Annotated in this window: 18 protein-coding genes; 15 read left to right on the forward strand and 3 right to left on the reverse strand. The window is 52.0% G+C overall.

What is annotated here, in order from left to right; translation table 11 throughout:
• The first annotated feature begins 46 nt into the window (after positions 1-46).
• The 7 genes from EDM60_RS04650 (at position 47) to nrdJ (ending at position 8,615) form a co-directional block, all read left to right on the forward strand.
• Positions 47-718 carry a FadR/GntR family transcriptional regulator gene (locus EDM60_RS04650; RefSeq protein WP_122962903.1) on the forward strand — a complete coding sequence of 224 codons (672 nt, stop codon included), beginning with the start codon at positions 47-49 and terminating at the stop codon, positions 716-718.
• Between the two features lie 82 nt (positions 719-800).
• Positions 801-983: a glutamate decarboxylase gene (locus EDM60_RS04655; protein ID WP_122962904.1), complete on the forward strand. Its 183-nt coding sequence runs from the start codon at positions 801-803 to the stop codon at positions 981-983.
• A gap of 21 nt (positions 984-1,004) precedes the next feature.
• Positions 1,005-1,949 carry an acetyl-CoA carboxylase, carboxyltransferase subunit beta gene (gene accD / locus EDM60_RS04660; protein ID WP_122962905.1) on the forward strand — a complete coding sequence of 315 codons (945 nt, stop codon included), beginning with the start codon at positions 1,005-1,007 and terminating at the stop codon, positions 1,947-1,949.
• Positions 1,916-2,872 (forward strand): acetyl-CoA carboxylase carboxyl transferase subunit alpha, encoded by a 957-nt coding sequence (gene accA, locus EDM60_RS04665; protein ID WP_063229170.1) that lies wholly within the window; start codon positions 1,916-1,918, stop codon positions 2,870-2,872. The genes accD and accA overlap by 34 nt, the downstream gene beginning before the upstream one ends.
• A gap of 311 nt (positions 2,873-3,183) precedes the next feature.
• Complete coding sequence (gene pfkA / locus EDM60_RS04670; protein WP_122962906.1) at positions 3,184-4,143, forward strand: 6-phosphofructokinase; 960 nt, start codon at positions 3,184-3,186, stop codon at positions 4,141-4,143.
• Positions 4,144-4,188: 45 nt separating this feature from the next.
• Positions 4,189-5,943, forward strand: coding sequence for a pyruvate kinase (pyk, locus tag EDM60_RS04675; protein ID WP_122962907.1), 1,755 nt, complete (start codon positions 4,189-4,191; stop codon positions 5,941-5,943).
• A gap of 410 nt (positions 5,944-6,353) precedes the next feature.
• The gene (nrdJ, locus tag EDM60_RS04680; protein ID WP_122962908.1) at positions 6,354-8,615 is read left to right on the forward strand and encodes a ribonucleoside-triphosphate reductase, adenosylcobalamin-dependent; all 2,262 of its coding nucleotides are present in this window, start codon (positions 6,354-6,356) and stop codon (positions 8,613-8,615) included.
• 30 nt (positions 8,616-8,645) lie between these two features.
• Here nrdJ and EDM60_RS04685 read toward each other — a convergent pair whose 3' ends face one another.
• Both EDM60_RS04685 and EDM60_RS04690 read right to left on the reverse strand, forming a co-directional pair.
• Positions 8,646-9,758, reverse strand: a complete 1,113-nt coding sequence (locus EDM60_RS04685) for a GerAB/ArcD/ProY family transporter (protein ID WP_122962909.1) — start codon at positions 9,756-9,758, stop codon at positions 8,646-8,648.
• A gap of 11 nt (positions 9,759-9,769) precedes the next feature.
• A complete protein-coding gene (locus EDM60_RS04690; protein ID WP_122962910.1) occupies positions 9,770-10,003 on the reverse strand; it encodes a hypothetical protein in 234 nt (77 codons plus the stop codon).
• 138 nt (positions 10,004-10,141) lie between these two features.
• On the opposite strand from EDM60_RS04690, the gene EDM60_RS04695 reads away from it, so the two are divergent.
• Both EDM60_RS04695 and EDM60_RS04700 read left to right on the forward strand, forming a co-directional pair.
• Positions 10,142-10,573: an acyl-CoA thioesterase gene (locus tag EDM60_RS04695; RefSeq protein ID WP_122962911.1), complete on the forward strand. Its 432-nt coding sequence runs from the start codon at positions 10,142-10,144 to the stop codon at positions 10,571-10,573.
• 1 nt (position 10,574) lies between these two features.
• Positions 10,575-10,970, forward strand: coding sequence for an FxsA family protein (locus tag EDM60_RS04700; protein WP_122962912.1), 396 nt, complete (start codon positions 10,575-10,577; stop codon positions 10,968-10,970).
• 88 nt (positions 10,971-11,058) lie between these two features.
• On the opposite strand, the gene ytvI is transcribed toward EDM60_RS04700, so the two are convergent.
• Positions 11,059-12,189, reverse strand: coding sequence for a sporulation integral membrane protein YtvI (gene ytvI / locus EDM60_RS04705; RefSeq protein WP_122962913.1), 1,131 nt, complete (start codon positions 12,187-12,189; stop codon positions 11,059-11,061).
• Between the two features lie 369 nt (positions 12,190-12,558).
• Here ytvI and citZ point away from each other — a divergent pair, with 369 nt between their 5' ends.
• From citZ to phoU, 6 genes are all read left to right on the forward strand, one after another.
• Complete coding sequence (gene citZ, locus EDM60_RS04710) at positions 12,559-13,671, forward strand: citrate synthase (protein ID WP_063229179.1); 1,113 nt, start codon at positions 12,559-12,561, stop codon at positions 13,669-13,671.
• A gap of 150 nt (positions 13,672-13,821) precedes the next feature.
• A complete protein-coding gene (gene icd, locus EDM60_RS04715) occupies positions 13,822-15,105 on the forward strand; it encodes an NADP-dependent isocitrate dehydrogenase (RefSeq protein WP_122962914.1) in 1,284 nt (427 codons plus the stop codon).
• 54 nt (positions 15,106-15,159) lie between these two features.
• Positions 15,160-16,098, forward strand: coding sequence for a malate dehydrogenase (mdh, locus tag EDM60_RS04720; protein WP_122962915.1), 939 nt, complete (start codon positions 15,160-15,162; stop codon positions 16,096-16,098).
• Positions 16,099-16,361: 263 nt separating this feature from the next.
• Positions 16,362-17,057, forward strand: coding sequence for a response regulator transcription factor (locus EDM60_RS04725; protein WP_122962916.1), 696 nt, complete (start codon positions 16,362-16,364; stop codon positions 17,055-17,057).
• 14 nt (positions 17,058-17,071) lie between these two features.
• Positions 17,072-18,835 (forward strand): two-component system histidine kinase PnpS, encoded by a 1,764-nt coding sequence (gene pnpS / locus EDM60_RS04730; RefSeq protein WP_122962917.1) that lies wholly within the window; start codon positions 17,072-17,074, stop codon positions 18,833-18,835.
• Between the two features lie 93 nt (positions 18,836-18,928).
• Entirely contained in the window at positions 18,929-19,585 is a 657-nt protein-coding gene (phoU, locus tag EDM60_RS04735) for a phosphate signaling complex protein PhoU (RefSeq protein ID WP_122962918.1), read from the forward strand.
• The last annotated feature ends 93 nt before the right edge of the window (positions 19,586-19,678 follow it).

Genomic DNA, 19,678 nt, shown 5'->3' on the forward strand with positions numbered 1-19,678 from the left:
GGGGGGTGCTTCACTTCACCAGTAGCAGCCATTAAGGGGGATCATTGTGCTCGACTCAACTCAAGATCGAAAGGTTTACGAAGGCATACTCCTGCAATTGCATGCAATCATTCAGGAGCAAAACTTACGGCCTGGCGACAAGCTTCCGTCGGAGCGAGAGTTGTCTGAGCAATTAGGGGCTGGTCGCTCCTCTGTACGCGAAGCCCTCCGTGCGCTGGAGCTGCTCGGGCTTATCGAGACGCGCCGCGGGGAAGGCACTTTCCTCAAGCATTATCGGCACAACCGACTGATCGATATTCTTGGCTTTTTTATCCTACGGGATACGAAAACCAAGAAGGACTTGATCGAAATGCGCAAGATGCTGGAGATCGATGCTGTCCGTCTCGCCTGTAGACGGGCCACGCCCAAGCATTTCGAGGAAATGGAACGGATTCTCGCGATCGCACAAGAGCGGGTAGAGAGAGGCGAGGTTCCTACAGAAGAAGACTACCAGTTCCACCGCGTGATTTGCCGATCCAGCCGCAACTCCATTTTGCACCGCATCTGGACGCCTTTGGTAGAGTACAGCAACAGTGTGCGGATTGAATCGTTGTCGCGGGAAGGCAGGGCGCGCATGGCATTGGAGGAGCATCGCGAGATCATGGAAGCGATTCGCGAAGGCGATGTCACTGTCGCGGTTGAGAGAATGAGGCACCACTTGGAGAACAGCAAGCTCTAGATTTTACTCCTATTTGCGAGGGGCGCTGGCGCTGTGATATGATGATGCAGACCTGTATTGGACGATGAAGGAGGAAGCCAGCATGTGGACGGTCATCTACATCGCTCCTAGCGCTAGAATAGCTGAACGGATACAGCAACGTTTGACAGATGAAGGATTTTTGGTCAAGGTTCGCGAGGCGAGAGTTTCGAAGCAATACGAGATTCTTGTGCCCGAAGGCGAACTGAACGAAGTCCGGGATGTACTCGGCTCGATCCTTCACTGATGAGAAAGGTGGGGTGTACCTGTGCTAAAAGATCTTTTTGGGAAAAAGCGCAAATTTGCCACTGTCCCTTCCGAGACGCTGGCACGTGTCCCTGCTTCCACCGACGCTAGCAAGGAAGCGGGTACGAAGGAGAAGGAAGTCCCTGAGGGATTGATGAATAAATGCCCACATTGTGGGACGATCCACTACTCGAAGGATTTGGAAAAAAACTTGCGCGTATGCAAAGGCTGCCAGTTTCACTATTCCATGTCCGCGCCAGAGCGGTTGCAATCCCTTTTGGATGAAGGTGTCCTGACAGAGGAGTTTGACGCGAACCTGATCGCGTCCAATCCGCTCGGGTTCCCTGACTATCTGGAAAAGCTGGAGCAGGATATGGCAAACACGAATTTGAACGAAGCGATCATCACTGGCGAGGGCTTGCTCGGCGGCAACCGCATCGTGATCGGGGTTATGGATTCCCGCTTCCGCATGGCCAGCATGGGCTCGGTTGTCGGGGAAAAAATTACGCGTGCAATTGAGCAAGCGATCGAACGGCGTCTGCCTTTCATCCTGTTCTCCGCATCCGGCGGTGCGCGCATGCAGGAAGGCGTACTGAGTCTGATGCAGATGGCGAAGACCAGTGCCGCTTTGTCCAGACTGGACCGCGAGCGCTTGCTGTTCGTTTCGGTCATGACGAATCCTACATATGGCGGTGTATCTGCAAGCTTCTCTTCCCTTGGCGACTACAATATCGCAGAACCGGGAGCCATGATCGGCTTTGCGGGACGTCGCGTCATTGAGCAAACGATTCGCCAGGAGCTGCCAAAAGACTTCCAGACTGCGGAGTTTTTGCTGAAAAACGGTCAGCTCGACATGGTCGTACATCGCAAGGACATGCGTCAAACGCTGTCCAAACTGGTAGAGATGCACACGTCACGGGAAGGAGTGGAAATATGGCAGGCGAACTCCCCTTTGAAAAGCCATTAGTAGAATTGCAAGACAAGATTAAGGAATTGCGCCGCTTTACCGAAGAAAAAGGCATTGATTTCTCCGACGAAGTAAAGCGTCTGGAGCAAAAGGCAAAAGAGCTTGCCGAACAAATTTATGGCAACTTGACGCCGTGGCAGCGCGTCCAACTGGCCCGTCACCCGGAAAGACCAACGACTTTGGACTATATTCAACTTCTTTTTACTGATTTTATAGAAGTACACGGGGACAGGTTGTACGGGGATGACCATTCGATCGTGGGCGGCATCGCCAAGCTGGACGGTCGTCCGGTGACTGTGATCGGCCATCAAAAAGGCAAAGACACCAAGGACAACATCAAGCGCAATTTCGGGATGGCGCATCCTGAAGGGTACAGAAAAGCTCTGCGCATCATGCAGCAGGCCGACAAATTCGGACGTCCGATTATTTGTTTCATCAACACATCGGGAGCGTATCCGGGCAAAGCGGCAGAAGAGCGCGGCCAGAGCGAAGCGATTGCTCGCAACTTGCGGGAAATGGCTACTTTTCGCGTGCCGATTATTTGTATCGTCATCGGCGAAGGCGGCAGTGGCGGTGCGCTGGCGATCAGCGTCGGCAATCGCATCTATATGCTGGAGAATTCCTATTACTCCGTGATTGCACCGGAGAGCGCGGCGGCCATTTTGTGGAGAGATTCCAGCCTTGGCATGCGCGCAGCGGAGTCGATGAAAATTACGGCTCCTGATTTGCTCGCGCTCGGCGTGATCGACGGCATCATTGACGAGCCGTTCGGCGGGGCGCATCGAGACTTGATTGCGCAGGCAACAGCGGTCAAGACGGTGATTGCCGAGCAATTGGAACAGTTGGGTCGTTTGAGCCCGGATGAACTGATACAGGACCGATATGAGAAGTTCAAACGAATCGGCGAATACGCCTCCCTGTAAGTCACAGGGGGCGTTTTTTGTGCGGTAAAAAGACTGAGTCTATTGATGGACGATCGTATGGTCTGAACACAGACCGCAATAAAATCATGGCACAGCCAAGTTTTCTTATCTTTTTTTGGCACGGAAAATCTGCTACAATCGATTTCGAACAAGCGAGTTATCAGAGCTTTCAAAAAGTATGGCACATTTCTGTTCTGTGTATAACAGATATACGAAATGGAGTAATACAGCATGTTTCATAGTCGTTATGGTACATACTGTTTCCGTTTCATGACATGCTAAAGACGAAATGGATTGGAGAGGTGGATTCCATGCAAAAGCTTGCGGTTCTGACCAGCGGAGGAGATTCGCCCGGCATGAACGCCGCGGTGCGTGCGGCAGTTCGTCGTGCTGCTTACCACGGAGTGCAAATGTACGGGGTGTATCACGGCTACGAAGGTCTGATGAATGGCGATATCCAGGAAATGACACTGGGCTCCGTTGGGGACATTATCCAGCGAGGAGGAACCATCCTTTACTCTGCCCGCAGCCAAGCCTTCAGAACAGAGGAAGGGCAGCAAAAAGCAGTGGAGCAGCTGCGCAAATTCGGGATTGAAGGGCTGATCGTCATCGGTGGAGACGGGTCGTTCCGTGGCGCACAGAAGCTGACGGAAAAAGGCTTCCCGACCATCGGCGTGCCGGGAACGATTGACAACGACATTCCGTGCACCGATTTTACGATTGGGTTCGATACCGCTCTGAATACGATTGTGGAAGCGATCGATAAAATTCGCGACACGGCAACCTCTCATGAGCGCACCTACATTATCGAAGTAATGGGCCGGGATGCAGGCGATTTGGCACTGTGGGCAGGACTTGCTGCTGGGGCCGAGTCGATTATCATCCCGGAAGAATCCCAAGACATGAGCGATATTATAGAACGCCTGCATGCCGGACAGCGCCGTGGCAAAAAGCATTCCATCATTATAGTGGCGGAAGGCGTAGGCAGCGCTGCTTCGTACGCGGAAGCCATCACCAAGGAAACAGGCTGGGAGACGCGTGTGACCGTGCTCGGACACATTCAGCGCGGAGGCTCACCTACCGCGATGGACCGCATGCTGGCGAGCCGGATGGGAGCAGCCGCAGTCGACTTGCTCCTGGAAGGCAAAAAAGACCGGATGGTTGGCATCCAGAACAACACAATCGTCGACGTCGATTTCAATGAAGCATTGTCCCAGAAACACCAACTGGATTTATCCGTATATCAACTGGCGCGCACACTGTCTATTTGATCAGGCAAAGCCTGGATAGCAGTGTATAGAGGAGGCATAATTCCTATGTTAAGGAAAGCAAAAATCGTGTGTACAATCGGACCGGCGAGTGAGTCCGTTGAAACGTTGAAAAAGCTGATTCATGCGGGGATGAACGTAGCCCGTCTGAACTTTTCCCACGGAAGCCATGAAGAGCACGCAGCGCGGATCGTGAACATTCGTCGTGCGTCCGAAGAGACAGGCAAGCCGGTGGCGATTCTTTTGGATACAAAAGGGCCGGAAATCCGCACAGGCACGCTTGCTACAGATTCGGTCGAGCTGGAAGAAGGCAAGACGCTGATTTTGACGACAGAAGAACTGGCAGGAACGGCAGAGAAAGTTTCGATCACTTATTCGGAACTGCCTCAGGATGTCAATCCGGGCGACACGATTTTGATTGATGACGGCCTGATCGGGCTGACGGTTCTGGAAGTGCAAGGCAACGAGATCGTTTGCCAAATCAAAAACGGCGGAACGCTGAAAAGCAAAAAAGGCGTCAACGTGCCAGGCGTCAAAATCAATTTGCCGGGAATTACGGAAAAGGACGCACAAGATATCGAGTTCGGGATTGCGCAGCAAGTCGATTTCATTGCGGCTTCTTTTGTCCGCAAGGCGAGCGACATTCTCGAAATCCGCCAAATTTTGGAGCGCCACAACGTGCGCATTGACATCATCGCGAAGATCGAAAACCAGGAAGGCGTCGACAATGTCGATGAAATCCTCGTCGTAACAGACGGCATCATGGTAGCGCGTGGCGACCTCGGCGTGGAAATACCTGCTGAGGAAGTGCCGCTCGTCCAGAAAAAGCTGATCAAAAAATGCAACGAGCTGGCCAAACCTGTCATCACGGCGACGCAAATGCTCGATTCCATGCAGCGCAACCCTCGTCCTACTCGCGCAGAAGCAAGCGACGTAGCCAATGCGATTTTTGACGGCACAGACGCGATCATGCTGTCCGGTGAGACGGCTGCGGGCAAATATCCGGTAGAATCGGTCGAAACGATGGACCGCATCGCGGTACGAGCAGAGCAAGAGCTTAACTACCGTGAGATTTTGTATGCGCAAGCGCAGCTCAAGCAAGTGACGATTACCGATGCGATTAGCCAGGCTGTCTCCAATGCAGCGCTCGATCTCGATGCGACAGCGATCATTACGGCGACAGAGAGCGGACATACAGCGCGCATGGTATCCAAATTCCGTCCGAAAGCTCCCATCGTAGCGGTCACACCGCACGAAGCTGTCATTCGCCGACTGGCGCTCGTAAACGGCGTATATCCGGTCAAAGGCGTGCTGGCAAACACAACCGATGAGATGCTGGAGATGTCTGTCCAGGAAGCAATCGACGCAGGCTTCGTGCGTCACGGCGACCTCGTAGTCATTACCGCGGGTGTGCCTGTGCGTGAAGTAGGGACAACCAACCTCATGAAGATTCACGTGATCGGCGATGTCGTGGCAAAAGGCCAAGGCATCGGTCGCAAAGTCGTGACGAGCAAAGTCGTCATCGCCCGTTCGGCAGAAGAAGCGCTGCAAAAAGTAGAAGACGGCGTGATCCTGGTGACGATCGGAACGGACTCGGACATGATTGAAGCGTTCAGCAAGGCAGGAGCGGTCATTTGCGAAGAGGGCGGGCTGACATCCCATGCAGCGATCGTCGGGCTCAATTTGGGCGTCCCAGTGATCGTAGGCGTGCAGTTTGCCACCGACTTGCTGAAGGAAGGCCAAATCGTTACGGTTGACTCCGAGCGTGGGCATATTTATTCAGGGCAGACGCGGGTTCTGTAGGTCATCAGACTCATTTTTATAGCAAAAGCACTTTTTGGGGGTGGCATCTTGTCACCCCTTTTTGCATTGGGCAGACTGGTGGCAACGCGATTTTCGCTGATAGCATTTTCCAGAATACGGTGTTTTTTAGGTGGTGCAAACGGGGAGGGAATCTGATAAAATCGATCAGGTGTTCGTCTGAGCAAGCGCCGGGAAAGTGTTGAGTTTTCACTGTAATGGCCTGTTTGCAAGGAGCGAAAACACCGAAAATCGCTTCCCGTTGCAGGATGAGCGATGTCAAGAACTATTTTTAAGCAAAACACAACATATAGTGTTGTCGAATTTTATTGCGTACAAGATATAGATAAAACTATTGAGTTTTTCCCATAAAGATAGTTAACTAGAGAGGAACTATTCGAAGGAGGAACGTTATGCTGGCGACCGAAACTGTATCCCGCACCGCTTTCTTGAGGGATGAATTTTTAGCACAATACAAAGACTTTCCCGATCATATGAATCCTCTGGGACAATTTGTGTACTATCGGACTTATTCTCGTTTTATCCCGGAAAAAGGCAGACGGGAAACATGGAAAGAAACATGCCGCCGTTCGGTGGATTACAATATGAAGCTTGCGTATCAACATTTGCAAAAAATCGGCCTGTACCCGGATGAGCGTGCGATGGAAGCAGAAGCGGAAGGTCTGTTTGACAACATGTTCAACCTGCGTCAGTTTTTGTCCGGCCGGACGCTGTGGGTGGGCGGAGCTGAAAACGGCGTGGCCGATTTGTACCCGCTGGCCAACTTCAACTGCTCTTTCCTGAACATCAAATCGTGGGACGACCTTGGCGATTTGTTCTACCTGCTGCTGGTAGGAACAGGTGTCGGCTTCAAATGCACGAAAGCGATGGCAGCAGGACTCGGTCCGATCCGGACCAACGTGGCCTTGCTTTCTTCCGAGTACCGCCCATTGCCCAAGCATCAGCGACTGGAGCGTTCCGAGCTGAATGTGCTGGATAACGGTTTCGCCAAAATTTACGTGGGAGACAGCAAAGAGGGCTGGGTAGAGTCGCTGCGCTTGTACCTGCAAATTTTGACCGACGGTTCCTACGAGCATATTCATACAGTGAAAATCTCCTACAACAGCGTGCGTCCAAAAGGAGAGCGACTGAAGCGTTTTGGCGGTACAGCAAGCGGACATGAGCCGCTTCGCGAGATGTTTGAAGGCATCGACAAAGTGCTGAAAAACCAGATCGACGAGCATCTGGCCCCGATTGAAAGTGACGAAAAAGGGTACGGCAAGATTCGCCCCGTACATATTCTCGACATTGGCAATCTGATCGGAGCAAACGTCGTAGTTGGGGGCGTGCGCCGCACAGCGGAAATTTTCCTGTTCGATCACGACGACTACGAGTGCATGCTGGCGAAATACGGCATCAACGGCTTCTGGACGGAAGAGCAGTTGGCGCATCACCGCCGCGTCGGCGAACTTTTGGGCGAGCACAAGCCTGTATGGTTTGACAGCATTGAAAAGGTAGGGGACGGACGATTCGGCCTGGATCACCGCCGCATGTCCAACAACTCCATCGCCTTTACGAAACAACCGTCTAGAGAGTTTTTGCATCTCGTGTTCACCTTGATGCAACTGGAAGGCGAGCCTGGCTTTATCAACTTGGAAGAAGCCAATCGCCGTCGTCCAAATGCGGAGGGCTTGAATCCTTGTGCGGAAATTTTGCTTGATTCATATGGCGTTTGCAACTTGACTACGGTCAATCTCGTTCAGTTTGTGCGTGAGAACGAAGACGGCTCCAAGTATTTGGATCTGGATGGACTTTTGGATGCGCAACGCAAATCTGCCCGTGCAGGACTGCGGATGACGCTCGTTACACTGGAGCTGCCACATTGGGATACGGTGCAACAGCGCGACCGTTTGCTAGGAACGTCGCTGACTGGCTTGAAAGATGCGCTCGCGTCTCTCGGCTATACGGAGGAGCAGGAGCTTGAACTGCTGCGTCAGCTCGGAAATGCTGCCCGCGACGAAGCGAACCGCTATGCGTACGAGCTGCGCGTCAATTCGCCGCTGCTGGTCACGACAGTGAAGCCGGAAGGAACGCTGTCACAGGTGGCTGGCGGGGTTTCCAGCGGCTTGCACTGGTCGCACTCGCCGTACTACATCCGCCGCATTCGCATCAACGCGCAAGACCCGTTGGCAAAAGCGGTACAAGCTCTCGGCTGGACAGTTCACCCGGAGGTCGGCACACAAGGGGAGACGCACGAGGAGCGCATGGCGAATGCCCGCACGCTCGTGATTGACTTCCCGGTAGCGTCGGGTGCGCAGGAAACGAAAAACGAAGTGAGCGCCAAGCGCCAATTCGATACGTACTTCCGTTTCCAAAAGGAGTACACCGAGCACAATTCTTCTAATACGATTACCGTTCGCAAGGAAGAATGGAACGAAGTGGAAGAGATCGTCTATGCAAACTGGGACAATTTTGTCGGCGTGTCTTTCTTGCAGCTCGATGGCGGAAACTACCAGTTGGCTCCGTACGAGGAATGCAGCAAAGAGCAGTACGAAGCGCTCAAGCAGTCGATGAAGCCGTTCGATCCTGCTATTTTGCAGCAATACGAGACAGGCACAGATGCAGACCTGTCGACCGCAGAATCTTGCGAAGGCGGCGCTTGCCCGATTCGCTAATCCAGTCAGTCATCAACCAGGGAGAGACCGTTACGATGGGTCTCTCCCTGGTTTTGTTTTGGCCCGGATCAGGCCGACGACGAGCAGGAGCAGCGGGTAAAACAGTCCGAAGATCAGGCTGTAGGGAAACCAGGCATCGACATCCCATTTTGCCATGTACGCTGTGTTCGGGTAGACAATCAGCGAAAAAACGGCTACGACGAAAGCGGTCGGGATGATCAACGGTTTGTAGGTGCGGAGCCGAAACACGTGGGTCATGCTGATTAATCCGGCGTAAAAGTACATGCTCAGTTTGACAAAAATGGTAAAGAACCAGAGGATGGCGACGATCGCCTCCACCCTCTGCAAAAAATTTCCAATACTGATCCGCTGGGCCAGCGTATAGCTGGGGTAGGCGTAAAGGATCGAGCCATCCGGCCCCAGTACCAAAATGCTGACCAGGATGACCATGGATAATTTCAAACCGGCAATCAGCCCTCCGGCAATAAAATATTTGCGCGCGGAGCGGGGATCAGTGAGGCAAACGGGAAAAAAGACGAGCAAGGTGGGAAGTGTCAAATACGTCATACTGGCAAACGTCAAGGTTCCTTTTACGAGGCTTTTCCCGTCCGCTTCCAGAATCGGCTGGATATTTTCGATCTCCATGCTCGGAAAAAGAAAAAAGATCAGGGAGAAAAACAACAAGAGCAAAAGCGGCACAAACAACTCGATGCTTCGCGCAAACGTCTCCAGTCCCAGGTGGGCAGCGAGCATGACGACGAGCAAAAAAAGAATGTGCAGCGCGATGATGGGCGTCTCCGGGAACATGTTTGTCTTTAAAAAATTGCCGATGTAAAAAAGCACCTGAGCGGAGGAGAGCAGCATGGTGAACAGAAAGAAGCACGAAGCAAGCCAGCCGAGCCATTTGCCCAAGATCCGTTCGTTTATTTCCAGCAGGTTGTTTTTTGGATAAAACAAGCCGACGGAGATGTACAGCCAGGCCAGGCCCAAGCCGACTGCATTTCCCAAGAGGGCGCAAATCCAGGCGTCCTGTTGTGCGTTCGCAGCCAGAGTGGAAGGGGCGACCAGAATCGTCGTGCCGATGCTGAATAGGCAAGTAATGATCGTCATTTGCCGATTCGAGATTTTGACTGTGGACAGCACCTGACGTCCTCCTATTCGAACAGTTTCTGCAAAAATTCTCCGAAGGGACTCAAGATGACTTTCACCCAGTCGCCCGGATTGGGGACAGGTACGTCCAATATCTTGAGCGTTCCTGTAATGGCGCCTAGCAGAAGCAAGAGGGAAAACACGACGAGCTCCCGATGATAGCGTCTTCGAACAAGCTTCGGGACTTCAAACCAGGCGATGATGGCCGCTGTGACCAAAACAAACGCTGCTCCCCACATTCCCTTTTTTCCTACTTTCCTGATTTAGGCAGTCTTTTCTTCGAGTATTGACCGAATGAAAAAATGCCATACCATCGTCAACCGCAAGCGCAGTTTGTCTATGGTACAATAGCCTTAGAGAGAAAGGGGCGATGGTTTGTGAGTCCAATTATTCATACTCATCAATTGCGAGTGCGCTACGGCGAAACCGATCAGATGGGTGTGGTCTACCATACGAATTACTTGAACTGGTTTGAGGTGGGGCGAACAGAGTTGATCCGCCAAGCGGGACTCACCTATCGCGAGCTGGAGGAAAGAGGCGTGCTTTTGCCGGTTACGGATGCCGCCATTTCTTACAAAAAGCCTGCTCGTTACGATGATATGGTGGAGATCAGGACGCGGGTCAAAGAACTGACTGCCGTTCGCCTGACGTTTGCTTACGAAGTTATTCGCGTGTCGGATCAGGAGCTGCTTGTGTCGGGGGAGACGATGCACGTCTTCACGAACAGCGAGCTTAGACCGATACGCCTGGCCAAAACGGAGCCGGAAGTTTACGCTTGGCTGGATGCCCAGCACAAAGGAGGGGAATAGCATGTTGCGCTTTCTCGTGATCCTGTTTGTGATCGGATTTGGTCTGGAGCTGTGGGGATTGATTACAGTAGGCTCGCTGATCGGCGGATGGAACACCGTTTTGCTGGTCATTGTTACGGGGCTGTTGGGCGCTTGGCTCGCGAAGCAACAAGGGGTTCAAGTGTTTCGCACGCTTCAGTTCCAACTGTCTCGCGGGCAGATGCCGACAGAGACGATCATCGACGGTGTGCTGATCTTGGTTGGCGGCATTTTGCTCTTGCTCCCAGGGTTTGTGTCGGATGTGATCGGTTTGATTTTTCTCATCCCCTACACCCGGATGATGCTGCGGCACTTGCTGAAGCAATGGCTGTGGTATTTGATTTCTTCGGGACGGATTCGCTTTTTGTTCCGTCGCTAAGTCGCTAGGTAGAAGACAGACAGGTTATGGCAAAAAAAGAACCGCTTCGAGCTTTGCGCCAGCAGGCAGCTCGCAAGCGGTTTTTTCTTTAGATGCGTTTTCCCTTGATGTACATCCAGATGTCGACGAACACATTGGCTTTGACCAGGGCGTTGATCAACACGAGGGAGACGGGGCCGATGATCAGTCCGAGGAACCCGAACAGCTGCAACCCGACGAACAGGGCGACCAGCGTGAGCAGCGGATCGAGGCCGACGCTCTCTGCTACAACCTTTGGCTCGATGATCTGGCGGAAGATGAGCACGACAGCGTACAAAATCGACAGACCGATGACCATGGTGTAGTTGCCTTTGAAAAACATGTAGATGATCCAGGGAACGAAGACGGTTCCCGTGCCGAGATACGGCAGGAGATCAACCAATCCGGTAATCAGGCCGATCGTAATCGCGTATTCCACGCGCATGATCAACAGTCCGATGATCACGATCGCCGCAGTCAGGGAAATAAGCGTCACCTGAGCTTTGATGAACCCGAACAAAGCGGCGCGCAGATCGCGGAAAATCTGGTCCAGGCGATTGTTGACCCCGCTTGGCAAAAGGCGGCGGAAGCGCGATTCCCAGAGGAAGAAATCTTTTGAAATAAAGAAAGCGCCCATGATGGAGATGACCGAGACGGTAGCCATGTTCGGCAAGGAGACGAGCAAGTTTTTCAAGCCGTCCAGGAAGCTGACAATCAGATTTTGTCCGGCGTGTGTGATCGAAGTGATGCCGCTGCCGACCGTGTTGCTGATTTTGTCCTTGTAGTTCGGATCAAGCTGGTCGTAAATCCATTGAACCTGGTTGTAGATGCCGAGCAAGAAGTCTTGGGAAATCGTCCGCTGCAAATACTCGGACAGCTCTTGGGCAAACACCGGCAGCCGTTTTGCCAGTTCGCCGATCTCTACGACCGTTTCCGTTACGACCAGGGTAGCCAGGCCGATGGCGAGAAGCATCAGTACAAGCAGGGCGATCGTAACCGACAGCCAGCGGGGAATTTTGAACTTTTTCGTGATGAAAGTGACGGGTCTGTGGATCATGAGCGCAATGACTAAAGCGATTATAAATGGGTACAGTAATGGTGTTGCAAACTGAAACAGCCAGATTCCTACATAAACAAGCAGGCATACCCAGAAAAAGCGAATGATCTGAAAGACGCGCTCCACCCAGTTTTCCTGATTCAAAAAGGTCTCCTTTCTGCCAAAAAACAGCAACAAATGCTTATGGAACTATTATGCAGCAATCGGGACAAATGGAGCAAGCGCGCGAAAAAACAAAACTGGGTTTCATCCTTTGAAACATTTTTTCGCCAATCTTATTCACAAAATCGCAATAATCTTTTATAATTGGGTCGACTTATAGTGGATTCTTTTCTCTCGCCTCTCCCCCTTGGCATGCTCAAGGATTTGCGTGGATATATTTCCTGACAAGAGTGGTGGATGAAAGAAACCGCTGCTATCAATTTCTTTAAGAAGAGGTCGTTTATCAGTCACGAGGACAAGCGAAGGACTGGATAAGCACTATTACTTGAGTGGAAAAGGAGAGGGAGTTCTATGACAACAACACGTGGACTTGAAGGCGTCGTTGCCGCTCAATCATCGATCTGTTCGATCGTCGATGGGGTTCTTTGCTATGGCGGGATCAACATCGATGAGTTAGCAGAACATGCAACTTTTGAAGAGGTTGTATACTTGCTCTGGCATGGAGCGTTACCGAAGCGTGATCAGCTGGACGCTTTGAAAAAACAATTGGGTGAAAATGCAGCAGTAGCAAAAGAAGTGCTGGAAAGCATTCGCCATTACCCAAAAGGCGTGCACCCAATGGCGGCGTTGCGCACAGCTGTCTCTTCGTTAGCGCTCTACGACACAGAAGCGCAAGATATGTCTCCTGAAGCCAACTATCGCAAATCCATCCGTCTGATGGCTCAAACTCCTACTCTGATTGCTGCTTACGAGCGCATGCGCAAAGGATTGGAGCCAATCGCTCCTCGTGCAGATTTCACCATTGCCCAAAACTTCCTTTACATGCTGACTGGCGAAGAGCCAACAGAAACAGCTGTGAAAGCGTTTGATGTTGCGCTGGTTCTGCACGCAGACCATGAGTTCAATGCTTCTACTTTTGCTGCTCGCGTAACCGTTGCGACCCTGACAGATATCTACTCCGGTATCGTGTCCGCAATCGGCACGCTCAAAGGCCCTCTGCACGGCGGCGCCAATGAAGCGGTTGCGAAAATGCTGGTGGAAATCGGCGGACTCGACAACGTGGAATCCTACATCCGCAGCAAGCTGGACAACAAAGAGAAAATCATGGGCTTCGGACACCGCGTTTACAAAGATGGCGACCCGCGTGCGAAATGGCTGAAGCAAATGTCTCAAAAGCTGACGGCGCAAATCGGCCGTCCTGAGCTGTATGAAATGTCCGTGAAAATCGACAACATGATTACATCGGAAAAAGGACTGAAGCCAAACGTTGACTTCTACTCCGCATCCGTGTACATCTCTCTCGGCCTGGAAACAGACCTGTTCACACCGATCTTTGCCATCAGCCGCATGTCCGGTTGGACGGCACACATCATGGAACAGTATGAAAACAATCGTCTGATCCGTCCTCGCGCGGATTACATCGGTCCGGTCAACCAACATTACGTACCGATTGACCGCCGCTAAAAACCCGCTATTTTCGAGCGTGGAGGGCCATGTGCAGCCATGCTGACCAGCCCTAAGTGCAAGCTTGAGAACTACCACAAGAAGTGGTAGTTCTCCTACGTCTGGAAATATTCATAATCACCCAATATCTTCAACACTGGAGGGATTCTTGTGTTCAAAAACCTTACTCAACCAACTGCTGGTGAAAAAATCACCGTAGATAACGGCAAACTGGTCGTTCCAAACAACCCGATCATTCCTTTCATCGAGGGTGACGGTACTGGCCCTGACATCTGGAACGCTTCCGTTCGCGTTCTGGATGCAGCAGTAGAAAAAGCGTACAACGGCGAGAAAAAAATCGCTTGGTTCGAAGTGTTCGCAGGCGAAAAATCGTTCAACCAATACAACGAGTGGCTGCCAGAAGATACGCTGACTGCTGTTCGCGAATACTTGATCGCAATCAAAGGTCCTCTGACTACACCAGTAGGCGGCGGTATCCGCTCCATCAACGTAGCGCTGCGTCAAGAGCTGGATCTGTACGCTTGCGTGCGTCCTGTTCAATACTTCGATGGCGTTCCATCCCCTGTCAAACATCCTGAATTGACAGATATGGTGATCTTCCGCGAGAACACAGAAGACATCTACGCTGGTGTTGAATGGGCAGAAGGCACTCCAGAAGTGAAAAAAGTAATCGACTTCCTGCAAAACGAAATGGGCGTGAAGAAAATCCGCTTCCCGGAAACTTCCGGTATCGGGATCAAGCCTGTTTCCAAAGACGGTACAGAGCGTCTGGTTCGCGCAGCGATCAACTACGCGATCGACAACAAACGCAAATCCGTTACCCTCGTACACAAAGGCAACATCATGAAGTTCACCGAAGGCGCGTTCAAAAGCTGGGGCTATGCAGTGGCTGAAGCAGAATACGGCGACAAAGTGTTCACTTGGGCACAATACGACCGCATCAAAGCAGAAGGCGGCGACGCTGACAAAGCGCAAAAAGAAGCAGAAGCAGCTGGCAAAATCATCGTAAAAGACGTGATTGCTGACGCGTTCCTGCAACAAATCTTGACTCGTCCGGCTGAGTACGATGTAGTAGCTACCCTCAACCTGAACGGTGACTACATCTCCGACGCTCTGGCTGCACAAGTAGGCGGTATCGGTATCGCTCCGGGAGCGAACATCAACTACCTGACTGGTCATGCGATCTTCGAAGCAACACACGGTACAGCTCCTAAATACGCTGGTCTGGACAAAGTGAACCCATCCTCCGTGATCCTGTCCGGAGAAATGATGCTGCGTCACCTGGGCTGGAACGAAGCAGCTGATCTGATCATCAACTCCATGGAAAAAACCATCTCCGCGAAAACAGTAACGTACGATTTCGCTCGTCTGATGGATGGCGCAACTGAACTGAAATGCTCCGAGTTTGCTGACGCGCTGATTCAAAACATGTAAGATAGAGATAGTTTGGCAACTATTTACACTTACAGTTTGGAGGGGAGTTAAGTCATGGCATTCAACCGTAAAAAAATCGCTGTTATCGGTAGTGGCTTCACTGGTGCAACCACAGCATTTATTTTGGGGCAAAAAGAATTAGGCGACGTAGTTTTGGTTGACATTCCGCAACTGGAGAACCCGACAAAAGGGAAAGCGCTGGATATGATGGAGTCTTCCCCTGTGCTTGGCTTCGACGCCCAGATTACAGGTACTGCAAGCTACGAGGATATTCAAGGCGCTGATCTGGTGATCATCACCGCAGGTATTGCCCGCAAGCCAGGCATGTCCCGCGATGACCTTGTAAACACCAATGCAAGCATCATGAAGTCGGTTGCGGAGCAAGTGAAGACATATGCTCCCAACTCGATCGTGCTCGTCCTTTCCAACCCCGTTGATGCAATGACTTACACTTTCTTTAAAACGTCCGGCTTCCCGAAAGAGCGTGTCATCGGGCAGTCCGGCGTGCTGGATACGGCGCGTTTCCGTACCTTCGTGGCCATGGAGCTGAACGTTTCTGTTGAGGACGTGACAGGCTTCGTGCTCGGTGGTCACGGCGACGACATGGTTCCGCTGGTTCGCTACTCGTATGCGGGTGGCATTCCACTGGAAACGTTGATCCCGAAAGACCGTCTGGACGCCATCGTCGAACGCACCCGCAAAGGCGGCGGCGAGATCGTCAACTTGCTTGGCAACGGCTCCGCTTACTATGCGCCGGCTGCCGCTCTCGTACAGATGGCGGAAGCGATCATCAAGGATAAACGACGTATCCTTCCATCCATTGCGCTTTTGCAAGGCGAGTACGGCTATCAAGATATTTACCTCGGCGTTCCGACCCTTCTGGGTGCAAACGGAATCGAGAAAGTCATCGAGCTGGAACTCACCGCAGAAGAAAAAGCCGCGCTCGACAAATCGGCCGACTCGGTGCGCAATGTCATGGCTGTATTGAAATAGTTTGTCTGATCGGAATACGAAAGACGCCTTTCTTCGTGAAGGGCGTCTTTTTTCATGCCAAAGCCGATTTCGAGGAATACTACAGTCCAAAGCAAATTTCATGCCCAGAGTAGCCTGTCGCTAAACACCTTTACAAAAAAATTACTTGTCTTCCGGTTTCAGCATTGGCAGACTGAGTAGTGTAGAGAGAAGAAACAAATCAGAGGACGAAGGTCTGCAACATTCAATCTGTAGCATCGCATTGGTAGGGGGAAACGGACAAAATGATCAAGGTTTTGGTAGTGGATGACGAAGCTTCTATCGTGAAGCTGCTGCAATTCAATCTGGAAAAATCGGGATTTCAGGTCGTTACTGCATTTGATGGCAGACAGGCATTGGATATGGTGAAAAGCGAGCAGCCTGACTTTATCATTCTCGACTTGATGCTGCCAAAAATGGACGGCATGGATGTCTGTAAAACATTGCGGCAGGAACGCATCAATACACCGATTCTCATGCTGACCGCAAAAGATGACGAACTGGACAAGATTCTCGGCCTGGAGCTTGGGGCTGACGACTACTTGACCAAGCCATTCAGCCCGAGAGAGGTAGTGGCACGCGTCAAAGCCATTTTGCGACGAATCCAATCGACACCGGAAGCGGCTACTGCTCCTGAAGACGTCGTGCTTCAGTTTGGCGACATCCGCATCTATCCGGAAAAATATGAAGTGTTTTGCAAAGACGCCAAAATCGAGCTGACTCCGAAAGAATTTGAGCTGCTCAACTACTTGGCCAGCCACCAGGGACGTGTCCTGACGCGCGATCAACTGCTGAATGCCGTCTGGAACTACGATTTCATCGGCGACTCGCGGATTGTGGACGTACATGTGAGCCACCTGAGAGAAAAACTGGAGGAAGACACGAAAAATCCGCGCTACATTAAAACAGTCCGCGGCTTGGGATACAAACTGGAAGGATAACAGGAGGCACGACCTTGACTCGCTTTCGTATCAAACTCACCTTCACTATCTTGGGATTAATCTCATTGGTTCTCCTTTTGATGGGAATGTACTTTGCGAAGGTACTGGAGAACTCTTACCTGCAATCTTTGCATGAGCTTTTATCCCGCGAGTCCAAGCTTGTTGCCCAGGCTGTTCGCTTCCCGACGGTTTTTGACAATCAGGTTACGCTGGCGGATCGCGTCAAGCAAGTGGCTCCTTCCGACGAAGTCCGCCTGACGATCATCAACCGCGAAGGTCAGGTGCTGTACGACAACTCCTCCCATGTAGAGGAGATGGAAAATCATCACGACAGGCCGGAGATGAAGGCTGCGCTGCGGGGCGAAACAGGCATTTCCCGCCGATTCAGCGAGACGCTCGGCTATGACATGATGTACGTGGCGGTGCCAGTCGAGCAAGGCACAAACATTGTCGGGGCTGTTCGCTCCGCCATGTCGATGAAAGACATTACGGACACGATTCACAACATGTGGTACAGCTTGCTTACAGGGCTTTTGGTCACACTGGTGGTCGGCTCCATTGTGGTCTCACGCATTTCTTTTTCCATCATCCGTCCGATTGAGGAAATCACCAGGGTAGCCCGCAACATTACCCAGCGTCAGTACGAGAGCCGGGTACGGATCAAGGCCAAGGACGAGATCGGTCAGCTCGCCGGGGCGATTAACTTCATGGCTTCCAGCTTGGAGCAGCAAATGTACGAAATCTCCGAGAACCAGCAGAGGCTCGCCGGGGTTTTGACCAACATGACGAGCGGTGTGATCTTCATATCGGAGCAGCGCAGAATCATGCTCGTCAACCCTGCGGTCGAGAAGCTTCTCGGGACGGCTGGGCATGAGCTGGTAGGCAAGCTGCACATCGAGGCAGGCAAAAGCTTTGGACTGTCCCAGTACATCGACAGATGCCTGGACAAGAGCGAGAAGTTTCGGCAGGAGGTTCACATTTACTACCCGCAGGAACGCGTGCTCGACGTCAATTTTGCCCCGTACATCAATTTCAAGGGCGAGTCGCGAGGTGTAGTCGTCGTCCTGCATGACATCACGGAAATCCGCCGTCTGGAAAAGATGCGCAGCGACTTTGTCGCCAACGTGTCGCACGAGCTGCGCACGCCGATTACGTCGATCAAAGGGTTTACCGAGACGCTGTTGGAAGGCGCGATGCAGGATGAGGAGACATGCCGCAACTTCCTGCAAATCATTTCCGATGAAAGTGAACGGTTGTACCGGATGATCCGCGACATTCTCGATTTGTCCAAAATCGAGCAGAAGCGCATCCCGCTGCATCTCAGCCACGTGCACGTACAGGAGCTGATCCGTTCTGCGGCCGCGATCATGCACGATCAGGCGCAAAGAAAGCAGCTGAAAGTGGCGCTGCCGGAGAGCCAGCCGGACATTTGGCTGATGACGGACAAAGATTGCCTCCAGCAAATCGTGCTGAACCTGATGACAAACGCGATCGCCTACACGCCGGAAGAGGGCGAGATCACGATCAGGACAGAAGCGGACGACAAGCAGATTACCATTCAGGTGGCAGATACAGGGATCGGCATTCCGGAAAAAGACCTGGCAAGAATTTTCGAACGGTTCTACCGGGTGGATAAGGCTCGCAGCCGCGATTCGGGCGGCACAGGGCTTGGTCTGGCCATCGTGAAGCATCTGGTCGAAAACTTGCACGGCCAGATCAAGGTAGAGAGCGTGGAAGGAAGAGGCTCCACCTTCACAGTCATCTTGCCGCTCACCTGAAATATTTACACAAACAAAATAGTAGCTTTACCCGCAGACTACAATCCCCTTGTACTATTTGTCGTGTCAGACAAATGAAGGGGGACGAGGAACATGTCGCGGCACGCTTTCGAAGAGCAGCTGGATGTACTGCATCGCAAACTCATGTCCATGGGAACATTGGTTGAGGAAGCGATTCATAAATCGATTAAAAGTTTGGTAGAACGGGATGTCCATCTGGCGGAACAAGTGATTGCGGCCGATCCGGTTATCAATGAGCTGGAGCAGGAAATACAGAGCGAATGCTTCCGCCTGATCGCCTTGCAGCAGCCTGTCGGGAGCGATCTTCGCCGCCTGGGAACCATGCTGAAGCTGGTGACTGATCTGGAGAGAATGGGCGATCATGCCGTGTCCATCTCCAAGACGACACGTCGCCTGATGGCGGAGCCATACGTCAAGCCGCTGATCGATATTCCGTTGATGGCGGATCATGTGAAAGCGATGGTGAGGGATTGCCTGAATGCCTATATCGCTCGCAACAAAGAAGCGGCAGAAGAGATCGCTGCGCGAGACGATATTGTCGATAAGCTGTTCGCCACGATCTTCCGTGATCTGATCGAGGTCATGATGAAAAATGGCAATGCGATTTCCCAAGGCACGCATCTGCTCCTGGTGGCGCAATATTTGGAACGGATTGCCGATCACGTCACGAACATTTGCGAGTGGATCATCTACATGTCCACAGGCAAAATGACGGACTTGAACAAATAGGATCGAGGACGCTCAAAGCTTTTGCCAGCGGGCGCTCTGGATACGGAATAAAAGTCGCTGTGAGCCTTTCGCGCTTGCAGCGGCTTTTTTCCT

The sequence above is a fragment of the Brevibacillus parabrevis genome, assembly GCF_003710905.1.
In the GTDB taxonomy this organism is placed as follows: Bacteria; Bacillota; Bacilli; order Brevibacillales; family Brevibacillaceae; genus Brevibacillus; species Brevibacillus parabrevis.

Bases quoted from the DNA above. Each gene is read 5' to 3' on its own strand.
- EDM60_RS04655 (WP_122962904.1), top strand. From the start codon at position 801: ATGTGGACGGTCATCTACATCGCTCCTAGCGCTAGAATAGCTGAACGG.
- accA (WP_063229170.1), top strand. From the start codon at position 1,916: ATGGCAGGCGAACTCCCCTTTGAAAAGCCATTAGTAGAATTGCAAGAC.
- pfkA (WP_122962906.1), top strand. From the start codon at position 3,184: ATGCAAAAGCTTGCGGTTCTGACCAGCGGAGGAGATTCGCCCGGCATG.
- pyk (WP_122962907.1), top strand. From the start codon at position 4,189: ATGTTAAGGAAAGCAAAAATCGTGTGTACAATCGGACCGGCGAGTGAG.
- nrdJ (WP_122962908.1), top strand. From the start codon at position 6,354: ATGCTGGCGACCGAAACTGTATCCCGCACCGCTTTCTTGAGGGATGAA.
- EDM60_RS04690 (WP_122962910.1), bottom strand. From the start codon at position 10,003: ATGTGGGGAGCAGCGTTTGTTTTGGTCACAGCGGCCATCATCGCCTGG.
- EDM60_RS04700 (WP_122962912.1), top strand. From the start codon at position 10,575: ATGTTGCGCTTTCTCGTGATCCTGTTTGTGATCGGATTTGGTCTGGAG.
- citZ (WP_063229179.1), top strand. From the start codon at position 12,559: ATGACAACAACACGTGGACTTGAAGGCGTCGTTGCCGCTCAATCATCG.
- mdh (WP_122962915.1), top strand. From the start codon at position 15,160: ATGGCATTCAACCGTAAAAAAATCGCTGTTATCGGTAGTGGCTTCACT.
- EDM60_RS04725 (WP_122962916.1), top strand. From the start codon at position 16,362: ATGATCAAGGTTTTGGTAGTGGATGACGAAGCTTCTATCGTGAAGCTG.
- phoU (WP_122962918.1), top strand. From the start codon at position 18,929: ATGTCGCGGCACGCTTTCGAAGAGCAGCTGGATGTACTGCATCGCAAA.